This window comes from Thalassobacillus sp. CUG 92003, assembly GCF_013618635.1.
Lineage (GTDB): Bacteria > Bacillota > Bacilli > Bacillales > Halobacillaceae > CUG-92003.
Genome location: NZ_JABLSJ010000005.1, coordinates 218,274 through 234,236 on the forward strand (window position 1 = coordinate 218,274; position 15,963 = coordinate 234,236).

The following is a 15,963-nucleotide window of genomic DNA, read 5'->3' on the forward strand; positions in this document are numbered from 1 at the left end:
TTTTAGCGATTACTAAATAGATTCGCTAAAGCGGCCGCCTTTTCCTGTTACATCTGCGTAGACTTCCTGTGCCAATGTGGACTCAGCTGCGTGAACATGACTGGTTGTAATGATTTTGGAGCTCAATTCCTGGTATTCTTTCCGGTCTTCTTCACGTGGGTGCTCTTTTTTATTATCTGTCAATTTACTATCAAGGGTTGCTTTAAAAACACGCTCTAAGGTGAAAGGAGTTGCATCGCGCTGGACGGTCCGGTTCTGGTAGTCCTGATATTGAAATGGCTGGACAGGTAGAATGTAGCCCATTTAAGCTCCCTCCTTCATGTTATTACTTCATTACCCTTTCTACAGTAAGAATATGCACATGACCTTCATTTTTTTATCATTCAAGTTTATTACGTATGGTATCCATATATTTCGTAAACGTATCATCAAAATCCTTCATTGTCTTTTCAAAATCTTGACTCCACGCCGTCGAATCCTTTTCAATTTGATTCATCGTTTCTTCAGGCTTCTGAAAAAATTTCTCATGTTTAGCTAACTGCTGCTCCAGTTTCTCGAGTATTTTAATTGTATTTTGCACATTAAGACTGATCGGTGATCGCATCATCTGCCTAACCACCGGTATAGCAGGGATTGACCGCCACTAATGGCAAGCACAATTAATACCAATTTCCCCATGTACATAAACTTCCACATTAATATAATGAATAATGAACACCATAATCCCGTGCACCACTGACAGCTTAACAGTTCCCCAAACCATCCTCTTATCCCTGACCCTTTTATAACCGGCCACAGAACCAAGTCTCCTTCTTCATTAACTGTTTCTTCATACCCTATAAAAGGAGAACGCAGCCACTCCATAATGGTGTCATCTACAATCAAACGGGTCAGCCTAAAACTTGCCAATATTAGAATTACGAGTGTCATCCAGCTTAACTCCATACCTTTCCCTCCTTATGTAAACGCACCCTAGAAGGATGCGTAAGTGCTAAATCCAGGAAAAACCTTCACCGCCACTTGATGATTCGTGTCCTTTCCGTTCCTCCGCAGCGCTTTCCACTTCATTCCGGCTTTCTTCATGGTCCCGACCAAAAAAAGGATCGCGCCGTTTCTCATGTGTCGGTTCAATTTTGACATTATCTGCTTTAATAACGAGATCTTTCACATAAATGACTTTCTTTTTCTCTGACATGCCCATTCATCTCCTTTAGCTATCGTTAAGTCATTGTTAGTGTATGTACGTAATAGGCGTCTGTATAGTCATCCGCCCGCTTTCTTTTATTAGGAAAGAAAAAAACCATTGCATTTGCCCACACCATCATTTCACCTGTTCATATTCTATTAGAGACATCAAGTCAATTTGTTAAGAAAGGGGCTAACGCCATAATGAGTTGCGGAAAAAAATTTGACTCAGGCAATTGTGTCTGTGACATTTTAAGAGAGATTGTTGACGCTCAAAACGACGTCATAGCTGATTGCAATACAAGTTGCGAACAGTCAATCAATGATCTCCTGGGAGACACTGGAGGGAACGGCCGAGACACAGTACCTGTGTTGCTTTACTGTAAGGGGAACTGCAAACCGTTCAAAGGATTCGGAGCAAGAAGAGATGCGATCAACGATGTGCTTGCCAGCTTTTATTTCAGAGTAAAAGATGTGGACGACGAATGTTGCGCAACGCTTGAATTGCTACGTGATCCGAACGACAATTGTGACGATCCAGAATCACCAGTAAAACAATTCACCGGCAATCTTAGAGCGACTGGCATTTGTATTTCAGTGGATCTGGAATGCTTCTGTCATGTTACATGCCTTCCTGCTATTACAGCGTTGAGCTAATTACTAAAATAGTCGCGCCCGAGATGTCGGGCGCGACTATTTTTTTGGGCGATAAGCACGAGGATATTAAAATCCCAACAACCGAATATCTTCGATTGAATCAAACGGTATTTCTTGTTGAAATGGTTTTTTAAATGTTTTCATATGAACCACTCCATCTTCATACCTGTTTATATATCCTCGAATACTTGTATCCTCTGTTTGAACTTCGCATTTCATTTTCGGCACCCGTGCTGGTAATTGAACAAAATACTCAACTTTCTCTTCATTGCTCATATCACGGAACCGTTGCCGTCTTTCTCTATGCTTTGACCCTTTCTCAGAATTGCCATCAGACGCTTCACTCACTGAGTCGTGGTTTTCGCTGTTCAAATCTTCATTTACCACTTTTTCGCTATTGTCATGTTTCTCATTGCCGCGTAACCTCTGCCGCAGCTCTCGCTCAATCAGGTTCATGTCACGCTTGCCGGAATGATTGGAAACCTGGGGTGCGGGTTCACTATTCCGTGTAGAGTGATAACTTGTTTGCATAGGAACCTCGGCTTGATCAAATGTCGGTTGGTCTATATAAAGCATGGGTTTCTTGGCAAGCTTTCTTTGTTTTACCATGAGGAAGACAACCTCCTTTACAAATTCTTCATCTTTCTATATATATGTGTTTTATAGGGGTTATGTGCCCAGGCATAATAAAAACCGCCCTCAAAATTTATTTGAGAGCGGTTTTTTTAAACTTGGAACCTGAGATTAACCAGAGCTTTCCAAAATATTAATAACCGATAATATTGTAACCAGAATCGACATGGATCACTTCGCCGGTGACTCCACGAGAAAGGTCGCTCATTAAATAATAAGCCGTGTCGCCAACTTCTTCTTGGGAAACCGGTCTGCGCAATGGAGCACGTTGTTCAATTTCATTAAGAATTTTGTTGAAATCTCCAACACCTTTAGCCGATAACGTCCTGATCGGACCAGCTGAGATAGCATTCACACGGATATTGTGTTTGCCTAGATCACTAGCCAAATACTTCACACTTGCATCCAGGCTGGCTTTAGCGACACCCATGACATTATAATTCTCGACAACACGTTCTCCACCGAGATACGTCAATGTCATAATGCTCCCACCTTCACTCATTAAAGGCTGCGCAGCGCGGGAAACAGCTGTCAACGAATAAGCGCTTATATTTTGGGCAGTCAAGAAGCCATCTCGGCTCGTATTTAAGAATTCATCTTTTAGTTCTTCACGGTTGGCGAACGCAATGCAATGGGCAAGCCCATGAATGACGCCGACATCGTTTTTAATATTTTCAAATGTATTGATGATCGCTTCGTCATCTGTCACATCACATTCATAAAACAGGGATTCCTGGCCACCTTCCAGTGTAGCAGCTAAGTCGCGAACGGATTTTTCAAACCGTTCTGCTGCATATGTAAAAATCAACCGAGCTCCTGCGGCATGCAAAGAACGAGCAATTCCCCAGGCAATACTGCGTTTGTTAGCCACACCCATTACAACGTACGTGCGTCCTTCTAATGAAAAATTCATGTAAATACCCCTCCTTGAGGTTAAGACGAAATTAGTATTTGTTATTAGTACCTGCTGCTATTTTAGCTTATCTAGTCCAAAAATACAATTCTCTATTGCCTCAGTAAATCCCTTGTTTTTTCATTGAATATGTTAAAAGAAAATTCAATGTGTGGGTTACCCCCATTCGATATAAAAGACGCTCCACAGATACTCTGTAATCTGTGGAGCGGCCGTTTAACAATCTTCGCAGAATTCCAATTCCATTTTCAATTCTTCTACATACTCAGCTGATCCGGTAACAATGAGGCGGTCACCAATTTCGAGTTGGGTATCTCCATGAGGTACGATTGATTCATTTCCCCTGAAAATCCGGACCATGATCACATCGCCTGTGAACGGAAATTCGCGCAGGAGCACCCCATTGAAATCAGAATTGTACATATTAATTTGATAAAGGGCACTCTCCTGTTTCGTTAAAATGTTAACGATACTAGGTGCGACAATCATGGCTTTTAACAACGCTTTTGAGGAAAGCAACACAGAAAACACATCAACTCCCAAGTCTTTCATTTCCTGATCCAGATCAGGGGACTCCACCCGGACAATGACACGTTCCACGCCCTGGGATTTGGCGAAACGCGCGATTTCAGCGTTCTTCTGTTCATCTCCAGTCGAAGCCACTAGAAGATCAACCTCATAGACGCCTACTTCCTTCATTTTTTCGACATCATATTCATCCAGTTCTTTGATATCGAAACAAGAACGGCTGATTTTATCATCAATTTTATCCACTTTAGTATGATAGAGATGAGTTTCATACAGATTCGTATCTAATTCCCTTACCACAGGGAGTGTCATACGATTGGAACCGATAAAGGAAACACGCTCTGTATGGTCAACGTTCTCGAATTTCCCGTAAATTTTCTTAAATACAGTAGGTGAAACGAGACAGGTTAGGACAGCAACTAGTATTAAAGCCCCTTCCATCTGGGCATCGATCATGCCCTCGCGTTCACCGATGGTTGCAGCCGCAATGACAAGCGATAAGGTAGACGTTAAGATAATTCCCGTACTGAATACTGTTCGCTTATCATACCACTTCTGTAAAATGAGCGCAGGTACGATCTTAGATAACAATAAAGCGATGAACAGCATTGGTATTAACGTTAATACCCGGGGTTCATTAAATAAATTCCATATATCAATGTCCACCCCAACCATTACAAAGAAAATAGGAATTAAAAAGCCGTAGCCGAAGCTATCTAGCCGTTTAACCATTTCCGGGTCTGGTGACAATAAAGACACAAGTGTTCCGGCAAGAAACGCACCGAGAATATTTTCGGCACCCACCGTTTCCGACAAAGCAACCAATACGATGATCAAAGTAAATACAGCGCGTGTATCTATCTGGATTGTCCCTTTGGCCATTGTTTCTAAGAAGGACTGATGACGATAATATTTGCCGACAAAATATAATAAAACACCGGCGGCAAACAATAAGAGGAGCAGCCACGTATTGCCTCCATCCTGCCCATATATCGAAACAAACACAGCCAATAGGATCATCGTAGCCAAGTCAGCAATCACAGCCACTAATAAAATGGTCTGCCCGATGGTTGTTTTCATCATTTGCGCATCTTTCAACGTCGGCACCACGACCCCAAGTGACACGGTGGAGATGATTAATGTCATTAAAAAGGCATTCTCTATAAATCCGGCGAGCACAAATAAATAGGATAAACCGAGTGATAACGCAAAAATCCCGACAAAAATAATCAGGGCGACCCAAACTGGGCTTGGGGCCCCTGTCCCTTTATTCTCTGGTTTAGCTGCCTTCTTTCTCCTGGCGAATATGGAGAAATCAATCTCAAGACCACTTAAGAACATGAGAAATATAAAGCCTAGTGTAGAGAGTGTCTCGAGCCAATTTCCTTCTTGAACAACATCAAGCCCGCTTTTTCCTAACAACAGACCGACGATAATTTCTGCTACAACGACAGGGATCATATTCAAGCGAAAACGGTGAAGCAGAATAGGGGTTATGAAGGCTGCAAGGATGACGATAACTAACGAGGTGACCGATGCTCCATGCTCCATACAATCAACCTCCTTCCATCTATATAAGTAATTTCATAAAAGCAGTTGCCAACCCAAAATAAATCATAATGGAAATCAGGTCGTTGATGGTGGTAATAAATGGACCGGAAGCGACCGCGGGGTCAATGTTGAGTTTGTGCATAAGAAGCGGTACCAACGCGCCTGCCAGGGTAGCCACAATCAACGTAATCATAATGGAAATGCCGACTAATAGCCCTAAGAAAAAATCGTGCTGCCACAAGTAAACAATCAACGTAATAATTACACCGCACGAAACACCTGTGATTAAGCCCGTGCTTGCTTCTCGAAAAATTAATTTCCATTTTCCCTGCTTCTCAAAGTCGCCTGTTGCGATACCTCTCACTGCAACAGCCAATGCCTGAGTACCGGTATTACCTGCCATTCCAGCAATAAGTGGAATAAAAATAGCGAGAATCGCGACTTGATCCAACGTTTCTTCAAACTGACCAATTAAGCTGGCCGTTAAACTCCCTAGAAATAATAAAATAACAAGCCAGGGTAATCTTTTTTTTGCTGACTTAAATGCATTATCATCTGGACTGTCCACATCACTGATGGCTGCAAGTTTGGAATAATCATCGCTTGCTTCTTCTTCCATCACGTCCATAATGTCATCGACAGTTATAATCCCTAGCAGATGATGTTGGAAATCGACTACTGGTAAGGCAAGAAAATCGTAATCACGCATCATGCGAGCTATCTCTTCCTGATCCTCCCCGACCGGAACGGAAACGACCCGATCACTCATGACTTCAGAAATGAGCCAATCATCTTCTGCAATAATCAAATCCCGAAGTGAAATGACACCAACCAGTCGTTTATCTTCATCTGTTACATAGGTATAGTAAATCGTTTCAGCATCTGGGGCTTCTTTACGAAGATGCAGCATGGCTTCTCTTACGGTCTGGTTTTCCATTACGACAACAAACTCGGTGGTCATGATCGAACCTGCTGTTTTCTCTTCATAATGGAGCAGATCTTTAATTTCCTCAGCTGCTTCATTATCCATGATCGTTAAGAAACTGGCGACTTTGTTCTTGTCGAGTTGGTTTAAAATATCCACGGCATCGTCCGTTGACATTTCTTCAAAAACTTGTGCTGCAAACCGTGGATCCATTTCAGTAAAGAACGGCTCAATTTCATCGTAATCGATATGCTCCATAAAGTCGGCGACTTCTTCCGGAGAGAGATACGTATATATTTGGATACGAACATCCGTTTCTTGTTCTTCAAAAATCCGAGCCTGATCATAAGGGTGCATTTCCACAAACTCGGCCCTGAACTGATCAATATGGTCGTTAAATAACGCTTGTTGAATATTTTCCCACATTTTCTGGCGTTCGTGAGCTTCTAAGTGTTCCATACATATCCCTCCTAGCTTAGGCGACAGGCGATGATTTGACCGTTATATCGTAATTGCCCTGCTTAATTTTGTCAACGAAACAAATTTGAAATTCTTTAATTCGTACCTGACACATATACAGATCATTGCTGTACACTTACAATTGTAATCGTATTTTAACAGATGGGGAATTCGTGAGGGAACATCTATTGGGATGCCCCTGATAACATTAAAGCGTTACTCACGTGGGAATACTTCACTGAAATCCAAGGATCATTTGCAGGATCGATTCAATCCATATGCAGAAACGAAGGGATAAGAAGCGCTTTTGCAGGAAATGCTTTCATAACGACTCATTATTCAACTGGAGGGGTTACGATGAAAATAGATGTCATTGGAGACGTGCATGGATGCTATGAAGAGCTGCTTGAATTGTTTTCTCAGCTGAACTATACCTGGTCTCAGGGAAGCCTTCTCCCCCCTTCAGACCGTGTGCCTGTATTTTTAGGAGACATCACCGACCGCGGTCCTGATTCCATCCGTACCATTCATTTAGTACACCAAATTGTCATCACTGATAAAATTGGAAGATACGTCCCGGGGAACCACTGCAATAAACTGTACCGTTATTTTCTTGGTAATCCCGTCCAAATAAAAAACGGGCTTGAAACAACTGTTGCTGAATACGAGGCCTTATCTAAAGCGGAGCAGCAAGAGGTCAAACAAAAATTCATCGAACTCATCGAACGTTCCCCGTTGTACCTGGAACTTCCAGAAGTAAATGCCGTCATTGCCCACGCAGGAATTCCAGAAGCATATATTGGGAAAACGGGGAAGCAAGTGACCACGTTTGTGTTATATGGAGATATTACAGGAGAAAAACATGAAGACGGGCGCCCGATCCGCAAAGATTGGGCAAAGCATTACCATGGGGACCGTTGGATTGTTTACGGTCATACCCCCGTTCTAGAGCCGCGTTTCATGCACAAGACTGTAAACATTGACACAGGGTGCGTATTTGGAAATAAACTTACGTGTTTTCGTCTTCCTGAGCACGATCTCGTAAGCGTACGTTCTAAGCAGCCCTTCATGCAAGATAAATTTCAATGAAAGAGGAAATCCGACAGAGATCACAAGGTGGGTTTGTGAATCTGCCGGATTTCTATTTTTAAGCCTTTATACACAAGTTCAACCTCTTATGCGTCATGGGGTGTTCAAAAGACAATGCCACACATTCAAGGGCGTGGCCACTGTGTTCCCATTCAGGCCCTCCGTATAATTCATCGCCCAGTAAAGGATGCCCTATATGCGCCATATGAACACGAATCTGGTGGGTTCTCCCCGTTTCTAGTTCCACCTCTACGAGACAGCAATCACTCCACTCATGTCGCACCTGGTAATGTGTAACAGCTCGTTTTCCATGGTCAGCAACTTCGCGTTCAATAATAGATCCAGGCTTTCTTGCTATAGGCGCGTTAATTGTATCTGACTGTTCAGCTAACATGCCTTCTACTAACGCCTGGTAACGCCTGTTTATCGTCGCCTGCTGCTTCCTAGCTAACAACGAATGTATGTATTGGTGTTTGGCAATCAGCATCAAACCTGATGTATCACGATCAAGCCGCGTAACGATATGCACCGTGTAAGCGAGGTTTTTCTGATTATAGTAATGGATCACCCCGTTAGCTAATGTACCGTTCGGATGATCGGCTGAGGGAACACAGGCCACGCCTTTAGGTTTATTTATAACCAATACGTCCTTATCTTCATACACAATGTCGAGGTTCATGGGTTCTGGCGCCAACCTTGGACCTCGTGGCTCAGGAGGGAATTGCACCGTCACTATATCTCCCTCCCTTAAAACAGCCCTAACCGTCACCGGTTCTTCATTAAGGGTTAAATCGCCAGAGGATTTCACTTTTTTCAATAACCCATATGAGAAGCCTTGAACAGACATGAGATACTCCCTTAAAATCATGCCGTCACATTCAGCTGTAATACACCAATCGATTGCCAACCTCATTATTCACGGTCATCCGCAACAAAGGAATCGTGCACGCGTTTCCAAAAAGGGAAAGGACGAAACCTTGCAAACCGTACTTTTTGCTGGGCTACCTGACATTGGATCGATTTCACATCTTTGTACGTCCGTGTTATATGGTCCATTGTAATAAGAAAACTACGATCATAAATAGGTTTCAACAAGCATGTGTGGTGGCTAGGCAAGATTAGTGGCGAGCCGATGGTACGAAATACACGGTTGTTAATTGAAGCCATTTCAGCAATTTGTATTGATTCAAGCGAAGGATGAATAATAGCTCCACCTAAGGCTTTATTATATGCTGTGCTTCCTGAAGGCGTGGAAACACATAAACCATCCCCTCTGAATGTTTCAAAATGCTCGCCTTTGATTTCTACATCAAATACAACCGACCCTTCCGACGTTTTTATTGTACATTCATTTAAGGCGAGATAACGATCTTCTTCCCCCTCATCCTGTGGCCAAATCGTGACCTCCAACAAAGGGTATTCCACCACCTGGAAAGGCGTCCGGGCGATTTCAATGATCAACTTCTCCAGTTCATCAGGCATCCAATCCGCATAGAAACCTAAATGACCGGTATGGATTCCAATGAATGCCGTTTTATCAAGACGATGACTATACGTATGAAAAGCTTCCAGGAGGGTGCCATCTCCACCTACAGATATGGAGAGGTCAGGCTCGTCTTCATCGTAGTCAAGATCAAATTCAGTGAGGTAATTTTTAATTTTGGAGCGGATATCATTTGATTTTTTGTCGCCTTTTGAAAGAATTGAAAATTTCATGATCCTGTCCAACTCCTTAATCTGTCAAATTGTTTTTAGGTACTTTCTTGTTTTCTTCCTTACGATGAAATACTTTTTGTGCTTCCTGGATCTCATTCTTTATTTTAGACATTTCTTCATCTAATTGGAAAGCCGCTTCTGCAGCTCGCTTTAATCGAGCTTGAATTTCGCCCGGGATTTGCCCGGCATATTTATAATTAAGAGAATGTTCATTGGTTGCCCAAAAGTTCATAGCTAACGTGCGAATTTGTACTTCCGCCAATACTTTCTTCTCGCCATGTATAGTTTCAACTGGGTATTCAATAATGACATGATATGAACGATAACCACTATCTTTTTTTCTTGATATGTAGTCCTTTTCCTCAACAATAACAAAGTCATGCCGATCCTTTATTTTGTCCACGACTAGATAGATATCATCAACAAACTGGCAAACAACACGCAGGCCAGCGATATCTTGTATTTCTTTTTCTATATTTTCAGGATTAATCCCCTTGCGACGCGCTTTTTCAATCGTACTCGACTTCGGCTTCACCCTGCCCGTCACAAATTCAATAGGAGCTTGCTCCATCTCATATTCAAACTGCTGCCTCATCCCTTTTAATTTAACCTTTAACTCTTCAACAACTTGCGCATACGGTGCTATAAAAACATCCCAATTCACGATCCGCACCACCCTTTATCAACCTGCTCGCTCAACATTTATTTTTCAATGCAATTGTATCATACAGTTTAACTTTCATCATTGAAGTGGTTTTCTTCAAGGATGATTAGTTAAACGTATCGGACTTTTACGGGCAGTGCCTTTTCCTACTGCCCGTTGAAGTGGGACCAAGTTCTACTACCACCTAGCAAACATAAATCTTTGCATTTACCTTCATATTTCCTCATAATAATGACAGCCAAAGGAGGCAACTATAATGGCACAAGAAATTGAAATTGAATTTAAAAACTTACTTACAAAAGATGAATATCAAACACTACATCAATCATTAGAGTTTGAAAACGCCACCACTATTAAACAAACAAATTACTATTTTGAAACCGATATGCTTTCATTACGAAACCACGGCAGCGCTTTACGCATAAGGGAAAAGAACGGAAGCTGGGTATTGACGTTGAAACAGCCTCACCCTGAGGGATTATTGGAAACCCACGATGAGCTGACCGATTCAGAAGCGCAACGATGGATTAATAGCGATCCAGTTTCAAAACCTAATGTAGAAGCGCAATTGAAACAAATCGGGCTTAGTTCTTCACAATTTCACTGTCTAGGAAATCTTACCACTATTCGAAAAGAAATAAACTACAAGAACACGACGCTCGTCCTCGACTATAGTATGTACCACCAGACTGAAGATTACGAACTAGAACTGGAATCATCCAGTAAATCTCATGGAAAAGACGTATTCTTTACGGTCCTGAACTCATTTCATATTCCTGAAAGAGTCACACCTAATAAGATAAAACGCTTCTATGATGCACGCCCACAATCAGATTAGTTGCCCAACTCCGCTTCCGTTGCTAAAATATATAAACAGACAGAAAGGGGAGGAACTATGCCTCATGTACCCGATACAATCTTTGAAGCGCTAGGAAAACCTAAAATTGATCAATTAGTAGAAGCTTTTTATTACCGGGTTGGTCAACATCCTGACTTAAGTCCGATCTTCCCTGAGGATTTGACTGAAACAGCTCGGAAACAAAAGCAATTTTTGACTCAATTTTTCGGAGGACCAGCCTTATATACAGAGGAACATGGCCACCCCATGCTGCGAGCACGCCATCTCCCATTTACCATTACACCAGCGCGAAAAGATGCCTGGCTGGAATGTATGGATCAAGCTTTGGAAGAGACTGATATAGAAGATCCTTACCGAAGCATTATTTTCAATCGACTAACCTTGACTGCGGAACATATGATGAACACACCTGAAGATGAGAAAGGAGAATCGATGTGAGTTGGAAAGCTGCTGGTTCTTCCAGTGAAAGCCAAAACAACCGTTTCGGATTTTTTGATTTATTAAAAAAACCAATCGAAATATATGTCTTCATCGATCCCCTTTGTCCAGAATGTTGGTCACTCGAACCTTATTTAAAGAAGCTCACAATCGAATACGGGCGTTTTTTCACGATTAGGCCAATTATCAGTGGTAAACTTTCATCTTTTCAAGTAAATTCAAAAAAAACTGAGCAGTTGAAAAAGAATTGGGATAAAACAGCCACACGTACGGGCATGTGTTGTGATGGAGATGTATGGTTAGAAAACCCTGTATCCTCCCCATTGATGACCTCGCTTGCTATTAAGGCGGCTGAACTTCAAGGGAAAAAATCAGGTGTACGCTTTCTTAGAAAAGTACAAGAATATGTATTTTTAAATAAACAAGATATTTCTGATGAGTCGGTCTTGATCGATTGTGCTAAGAAATGCTGCTTGGATATTGAAGAGTTCGAACGGGATCTCCATTCAGATACAGCTAAACGCGCCTTGCAATGCGATTTAAAATTAACACAAGAGATGGACGTTGATGCCATACCCACCATCGTACTATTTAATGAATCTGAGGAAGATGCCGGGTTAAAAATCACAGGGTTATATTCCTACGAAGTGTACGTTAAAGTGTTGAAAGAAATGCTTCGAAATAACCCTGATGCGGCAGCGAAACCTTCGCTGGAAGATTTCCTTACGCATTATTCGTTTGTTGCGAACCGTGAAGTGGCCGTCGTTTACGACTGGAGTGAACAACAAGCGCGGAAAGAATTGAAAAAACTTGTTTTAAAACAAAAAGTCAGAGAAGTTCCAGTTAAGTATGGATCATTCTGGGAATATGCCGGATCATGAACTTATCCTATACCTTTAATGAACACAAGGTTCCCGATCATCAAGGAACCTTGTGTTTTTTATTTGATCGCAAACCCTATTAATGAGCTCTCCCCTGTTCTACATACCTTGTCCCTTTCATATGTTGAATACCAAAAGGGGGACAGCTACGATGAAATTTAAAATCATTATGTTTTCCATCTTCTTTCTAATTACGTTAGTGTTCAATTTCTTTGGACTGATGAGGCTTTTTCCCTTGTATATTACAGCTCCCATCTTTTTCTTTTCCATCTATATCGGTTTGCAATCATTCTTTTATCGTAAGAAATTCAGAGGGTTTCAACAATAAAGCCAACCGCAAGTCAGCGGTTGGCTTTATGAGCTTTATTTCATCAACTCTTCCATTTCATTTAACTTTTCTTCGAACACATCTAACGCAGATAAAATAGGTTCCTTCGAAGTCATATCAACACCGGCCCGTTTTAATACCTCGATAGGGTAATCACTACTGCCAGCTTTTAAAAAGTCCTTGTACCTGCTGACCGCTTCATCACCATCTTCAAGAATTTGAGAAGCTAACGCCATTGCAGCCGAATAACCCGTCGCATATTGATAAACGTAGTAATTGTAATAGAAATGAGGAATTCTCGCCCATTCCAACCCAATTTCATCATCAATGACCATCTCATTGCCAAAATATTTTTTGTTCAAGCCATAATATAATTCTGTTAGTTTATCGGGGGTTAATGCTTCACCATTTTGGACCCTCACATGTATGTCGTGTTCAAATTCCGCAAACATCGTTTGGCGGAAAACAGTGCCCCTGAACCCTTCGAGAAAATTATTGAGAAGATACAACTTCTCCCGCTCATCGTTCGTGTGTTTTAACATATAATCGTTCAATAATGCTTCATTACACGTTGAGGCTACTTCAGCCACAAATACTGAATAATTCCCATATCGATAAGGCTGATGTGCGAATGTATAATAACTATGCAACGAGTGACCCAGTTCATGAGCCAACGTGAATAAATTATTCACATTATCCTGCCAATTCAACAGGATATATGGGTTGCCTCCGTAATGACCGGATGAATAAGCTCCGCTCCTCTTCCCTTTGTTCTCATCTACGTCAATCCAACGGTTTTCATACCCTTCCTTTACAGCATTAACATAATCCTCACCCAATGGTTCTAAACTTTTTAGCACGATATCCTGTGCCTGTTCGTAATCAATCGTCATATCGACATCTTGGACGAGTGGCGTATAAATGTCATACATGTGAAGTTCGTCGACTCCAAGAATTTCTTTTCTTAACTTAAGATAACGGTGCAATAGAGGAAGCCGCTCATTTACAGCTTCCACCAGATTGTCATAGACGGTTTCCGGGATGTTGTTATCCTCCAATGCAGCTTGCCGTGCCGAGTCATAATGTCTAACTTTCGCGTAATAATTATCTTTTTTAATATTGCCGCTTAACGTGGAAGCAAACGTATTCTTAAACTTCCCAAACGTCCCATGCATGGATTCGAACGCTGCTTTCCTGACTTGACGATCTGTTGATTTCATGAAGCCAAGGTACCTTCCGTGCGTTAAGTCCCGTTCATTCCCATCTTCATCAGTTATACTCGGGAAAGTCAGATCCGCATTATTAAGCATACCGAACGTTTGAGAGGGAATAGATGATATTTCTGAAAATCCAGCTAATAACTCCTCTTCTTTCTCACTTAATACATGGTCTTTCTGGCGTATTATTTCATTGAGGGCATGCTCATACAATTGTAATGCTTCATGATTTTCTAAGTACGATGGGACCGTGCCTTTTTCTAATGAAAGTATCTCTGGGATAATAAAACTCATCGATGACGCAACTTGCGTGTATAAATTCTCTGCTTTGGCATTCATTTCTTGATAAAAAGCATTAGTCGTATCCTGGTCGTAGCGCATATGTGCGTAATTATATACGTGACCGACCCTATTTGAAATTTCATCTTGTAGGACTAGTAAATCATATAGTGTTTCAGCCGAATCACCAAGTTTCCCTTGGAAGTCTTTAATCTTTGGGAGTAACTGCTTGACTTCTTCGTATTCCTGTTGCCAATCTTCATCTGTTGCAAAAATATTTTCGAGCTTCCACGTCCTTTCCACTGGAAGTTCTTCGCGTTTAGGTAATTCCTTAGCACTGGCCATCATTTTCCTCCTTTTATTATACTCTCTTTATGAAATTCTGTAATTTAACACAGAATCCCTGCCGTCGGTTAGATATTTCCCCTTACATTTTCAATAACTGGGTCACTAAAGCACGATCACGTTTTTCAGCTTCTTCCCTCCCCTTAGGGTAAGCAATTTCCTTTAACTTATAATAGTGATTGTCTTTTCCTTTTTTCACGAAATTTAATTTTTCAAGAAGATCTAAATACTCTTCTGCAGGGTTAGGTGTTACGTGATCTAATAAGGGGGAGGTAAAAGGAGTCGGGATCGTAGAAGTTTGAATTTTTTGATGTATCGGTGTAGGAGAGAAAACATCAATGATGAAGCGGCTTTGCCAGATTTTTAATCTTGAGGGAAGAAATAATTGACTCTTTAGAGGGATCATACTCTCAGAAGGGATTAAAGAAAAGTGGAGGTTTCGAAGATATAAAAATTGTCTCCATTGCAATTCTTGACTGGAAGTACGTGGAGAATACGTACGTCTTTGGCGCGTCATATAATGCAGCCAGGATGAAGCAGTTAAATGGGGAACTGCTGGAGAGGTTCCGAATAAATGGATGAAGCGGAAAGAAGAATTCATCTTCATGATTTCCAAATTTGCGTTTACATAGCGTTCACCGTTAGACCATAGTGAACGTGCCGTAATCCAGGAGCAAAGAGTGGGGTCAAAAAAGTATAGGGCGTACGCCTGTCTGTGATAATGAATCATATATTTATGAAAGTCACTAACTTGGAGCAATTCCCGTCCTTTCCTTTTTAATTGATTCGCTCCTATAACCCACAAAGGATGTATCCCTTTCTTCTGGTAATTCTTTGTTCTGTACGCAATGTCTCGAATAGGGATGCGAGCACATTGAAATTCAATTGCCATCCAGGTGTTTTGATAATGGAGCAACATATCAGGCCGTTGTTGCAGCGTTTTTAGGTAAGGTTCAAGCAAAACCTGATAGCCCTCACGTTTAAGTGACTCATAAATCAACCACTTCCCTGTTTCATGATATTCTCCCTCCCCACCATTTTTTTCATTGCACCTACTTTTTGGATGATGAGCAAAATGAGCAACCATTCTACTGCCGGAACGAGCATAAACAGGTTCATGACACTTTGGACAAATGAAAGAGCCTGTGCGCTTAAGTCGCTTTATTTCCGATAGAGGTAAAGCGTGTAATATCACAATCTCCCCGGATGAAGAATCAATTGCACGAAGCAAATCACAGCACCTCCTTGGTATAACTACGTAATTTCGCCATGATTTGCTCAAACTCCTTTTTATTT

The 15,963-nt window shown here is 41.5% G+C and carries 19 protein-coding genes; 6 read left to right on the forward strand and 13 right to left on the reverse strand.

Annotated elements, in window-relative coordinates; genetic code table 11:
• Positions 1 to 12: 12 nt before the first annotated feature.
• The 4 genes from HOP45_RS09885 to HOP45_RS09900 form a co-directional block, all read right to left on the reverse strand.
• A complete protein-coding gene (locus HOP45_RS09885) occupies positions 13 to 303 on the reverse strand; it encodes a hypothetical protein (protein ID WP_181349113.1) in 291 nt (96 codons plus the stop codon).
• 76 nt (positions 304 to 379) lie between these two features.
• Positions 380 to 607, reverse strand: coding sequence for a hypothetical protein (locus tag HOP45_RS09890; RefSeq protein ID WP_181349114.1), 228 nt, complete (start codon positions 605 to 607; stop codon positions 380 to 382).
• Complete coding sequence (locus HOP45_RS09895; RefSeq protein WP_181349115.1) at positions 604 to 945, reverse strand: DUF1360 domain-containing protein; 342 nt, start codon at positions 943 to 945, stop codon at positions 604 to 606. Before HOP45_RS09895 ends, HOP45_RS09890 begins: the two co-directional genes overlap by 4 nt.
• Positions 946 to 991: 46 nt before the next feature.
• A complete protein-coding gene (locus HOP45_RS09900; RefSeq protein WP_181349116.1) occupies positions 992 to 1,195 on the reverse strand; it encodes a hypothetical protein in 204 nt (67 codons plus the stop codon).
• A 194-nt stretch (positions 1,196 to 1,389) separates the two neighbouring features.
• On the opposite strand from HOP45_RS09900, the gene HOP45_RS09905 reads away from it, so the two are divergent.
• Positions 1,390 to 1,842: a CotY/CotZ family spore coat protein gene (locus HOP45_RS09905; protein ID WP_181349117.1), complete on the forward strand. Its 453-nt coding sequence runs from the start codon at positions 1,390 to 1,392 to the stop codon at positions 1,840 to 1,842.
• A 66-nt stretch (positions 1,843 to 1,908) separates the two neighbouring features.
• Here the strand turns inward: HOP45_RS09905 and HOP45_RS09910 are convergent, their stop codons facing one another.
• The 4 genes from HOP45_RS09910 to mgtE form a co-directional block, all read right to left on the reverse strand.
• Entirely contained in the window at positions 1,909 to 2,451 is a 543-nt protein-coding gene (locus tag HOP45_RS09910) for a CotO family spore coat protein (RefSeq protein WP_181349118.1), read from the reverse strand.
• Positions 2,452 to 2,608: 157 nt separating this feature from the next.
• Complete coding sequence (gene fabI / locus HOP45_RS09915; RefSeq protein WP_181349119.1) at positions 2,609 to 3,388, reverse strand: enoyl-ACP reductase FabI; 780 nt, start codon at positions 3,386 to 3,388, stop codon at positions 2,609 to 2,611.
• Positions 3,389 to 3,604: 216 nt separating this feature from the next.
• Positions 3,605 to 5,467 carry a monovalent cation:proton antiporter family protein gene (locus tag HOP45_RS09920; protein ID WP_181349120.1) on the reverse strand — a complete coding sequence of 621 codons (1,863 nt, stop codon included), beginning with the start codon at positions 5,465 to 5,467 and terminating at the stop codon, positions 3,605 to 3,607.
• Between the two features lie 19 nt (positions 5,468 to 5,486).
• Entirely contained in the window at positions 5,487 to 6,851 is a 1,365-nt protein-coding gene (gene mgtE / locus HOP45_RS09925) for a magnesium transporter (protein ID WP_181349121.1), read from the reverse strand.
• 357 nt (positions 6,852 to 7,208) lie between these two features.
• On the opposite strand from mgtE, the gene prpE reads away from it, so the two are divergent.
• The gene (gene prpE, locus HOP45_RS09930; protein WP_181349122.1) at positions 7,209 to 7,940 is read left to right on the forward strand and encodes a bis(5'-nucleosyl)-tetraphosphatase PrpE; all 732 of its coding nucleotides are present in this window, start codon (positions 7,209 to 7,211) and stop codon (positions 7,938 to 7,940) included.
• A gap of 58 nt (positions 7,941 to 7,998) precedes the next feature.
• Here the strand turns inward: prpE and HOP45_RS09935 are convergent, their stop codons facing one another.
• From HOP45_RS09935 to yjbM, 3 genes are all read right to left on the reverse strand, one after another.
• Positions 7,999 to 8,787 carry an RluA family pseudouridine synthase gene (locus tag HOP45_RS09935; protein ID WP_255437575.1) on the reverse strand — a complete coding sequence of 263 codons (789 nt, stop codon included), beginning with the start codon at positions 8,785 to 8,787 and terminating at the stop codon, positions 7,999 to 8,001.
• A gap of 65 nt (positions 8,788 to 8,852) precedes the next feature.
• Positions 8,853 to 9,656 (reverse strand): NAD kinase, encoded by an 804-nt coding sequence (locus HOP45_RS09940; protein ID WP_181349124.1) that lies wholly within the window; start codon positions 9,654 to 9,656, stop codon positions 8,853 to 8,855.
• Positions 9,657 to 9,672: 16 nt separating this feature from the next.
• Positions 9,673 to 10,320, reverse strand: a complete 648-nt coding sequence (yjbM, locus tag HOP45_RS09945; protein WP_181349125.1) for a GTP diphosphokinase — start codon at positions 10,318 to 10,320, stop codon at positions 9,673 to 9,675.
• Between the two features lie 256 nt (positions 10,321 to 10,576).
• Here yjbM and HOP45_RS09950 point away from each other — a divergent pair, with 256 nt between their 5' ends.
• From HOP45_RS09950 to HOP45_RS09965, 4 genes are all read left to right on the forward strand, one after another.
• Positions 10,577 to 11,158, forward strand: a complete 582-nt coding sequence (locus tag HOP45_RS09950; RefSeq protein ID WP_181349126.1) for a CYTH domain-containing protein — start codon at positions 10,577 to 10,579, stop codon at positions 11,156 to 11,158.
• A 57-nt stretch (positions 11,159 to 11,215) separates the two neighbouring features.
• On the forward strand, positions 11,216 to 11,617 hold the full coding sequence (locus HOP45_RS09955) for a globin domain-containing protein (RefSeq protein ID WP_181349127.1): 402 nt from the start codon (positions 11,216 to 11,218) through the stop codon (positions 11,615 to 11,617).
• Positions 11,614 to 12,498 (forward strand): ClpXP adapter SpxH family protein, encoded by an 885-nt coding sequence (locus tag HOP45_RS09960; RefSeq protein WP_181349128.1) that lies wholly within the window; start codon positions 11,614 to 11,616, stop codon positions 12,496 to 12,498. The genes HOP45_RS09955 and HOP45_RS09960 overlap by 4 nt, the downstream gene beginning before the upstream one ends.
• Positions 12,499 to 12,649: 151 nt before the next feature.
• Positions 12,650 to 12,826, forward strand: coding sequence for a hypothetical protein (locus tag HOP45_RS09965; protein WP_181349129.1), 177 nt, complete (start codon positions 12,650 to 12,652; stop codon positions 12,824 to 12,826).
• Between the two features lie 35 nt (positions 12,827 to 12,861).
• Here HOP45_RS09965 and pepF read toward each other — a convergent pair whose 3' ends face one another.
• Both pepF and HOP45_RS09975 read right to left on the reverse strand, forming a co-directional pair.
• Positions 12,862 to 14,670, reverse strand: coding sequence for an oligoendopeptidase F (gene pepF / locus HOP45_RS09970; RefSeq protein ID WP_181349130.1), 1,809 nt, complete (start codon positions 14,668 to 14,670; stop codon positions 12,862 to 12,864).
• A gap of 79 nt (positions 14,671 to 14,749) precedes the next feature.
• A complete protein-coding gene (locus HOP45_RS09975) occupies positions 14,750 to 15,898 on the reverse strand; it encodes a competence protein CoiA (protein ID WP_181349131.1) in 1,149 nt (382 codons plus the stop codon).
• Positions 15,899 to 15,963: the final 65 nt, after the last annotated feature.

Coding starts and splice junctions, on each gene's coding strand:
- HOP45_RS09885 (WP_181349113.1), bottom strand. CDS start 303: ATGGGCTACATTCTACCTGTCCAGCCATTTCAATATCAGGACTACCAG.
- HOP45_RS09890 (WP_181349114.1), bottom strand. CDS start 607: ATGATGCGATCACCGATCAGTCTTAATGTGCAAAATACAATTAAAATA.
- HOP45_RS09895 (WP_181349115.1), bottom strand. CDS start 945: ATGGAGTTAAGCTGGATGACACTCGTAATTCTAATATTGGCAAGTTTT.
- HOP45_RS09900 (WP_181349116.1), bottom strand. CDS start 1,195: ATGTCAGAGAAAAAGAAAGTCATTTATGTGAAAGATCTCGTTATTAAA.
- HOP45_RS09905 (WP_181349117.1), top strand. CDS start 1,390: ATGAGTTGCGGAAAAAAATTTGACTCAGGCAATTGTGTCTGTGACATT.
- HOP45_RS09910 (WP_181349118.1), bottom strand. CDS start 2,451: ATGGTAAAACAAAGAAAGCTTGCCAAGAAACCCATGCTTTATATAGAC.
- fabI (WP_181349119.1), bottom strand. CDS start 3,388: ATGAATTTTTCATTAGAAGGACGCACGTACGTTGTAATGGGTGTGGCT.
- HOP45_RS09920 (WP_181349120.1), bottom strand. CDS start 5,467: ATGGAGCATGGAGCATCGGTCACCTCGTTAGTTATCGTCATCCTTGCA.
- mgtE (WP_181349121.1), bottom strand. CDS start 6,851: ATGGAACACTTAGAAGCTCACGAACGCCAGAAAATGTGGGAAAATATT.
- prpE (WP_181349122.1), top strand. CDS start 7,209: ATGAAAATAGATGTCATTGGAGACGTGCATGGATGCTATGAAGAGCTG.
- HOP45_RS09935 (WP_255437575.1), bottom strand. CDS start 8,787: ATGTCTGTTCAAGGCTTCTCATATGGGTTATTGAAAAAAGTGAAATCC.
- HOP45_RS09940 (WP_181349124.1), bottom strand. CDS start 9,656: ATGAAATTTTCAATTCTTTCAAAAGGCGACAAAAAATCAAATGATATC.
- HOP45_RS09950 (WP_181349126.1), top strand. CDS start 10,577: ATGGCACAAGAAATTGAAATTGAATTTAAAAACTTACTTACAAAAGAT.
- HOP45_RS09955 (WP_181349127.1), top strand. CDS start 11,216: ATGCCTCATGTACCCGATACAATCTTTGAAGCGCTAGGAAAACCTAAA.
- HOP45_RS09965 (WP_181349129.1), top strand. CDS start 12,650: ATGAAATTTAAAATCATTATGTTTTCCATCTTCTTTCTAATTACGTTA.
- pepF (WP_181349130.1), bottom strand. CDS start 14,670: ATGATGGCCAGTGCTAAGGAATTACCTAAACGCGAAGAACTTCCAGTG.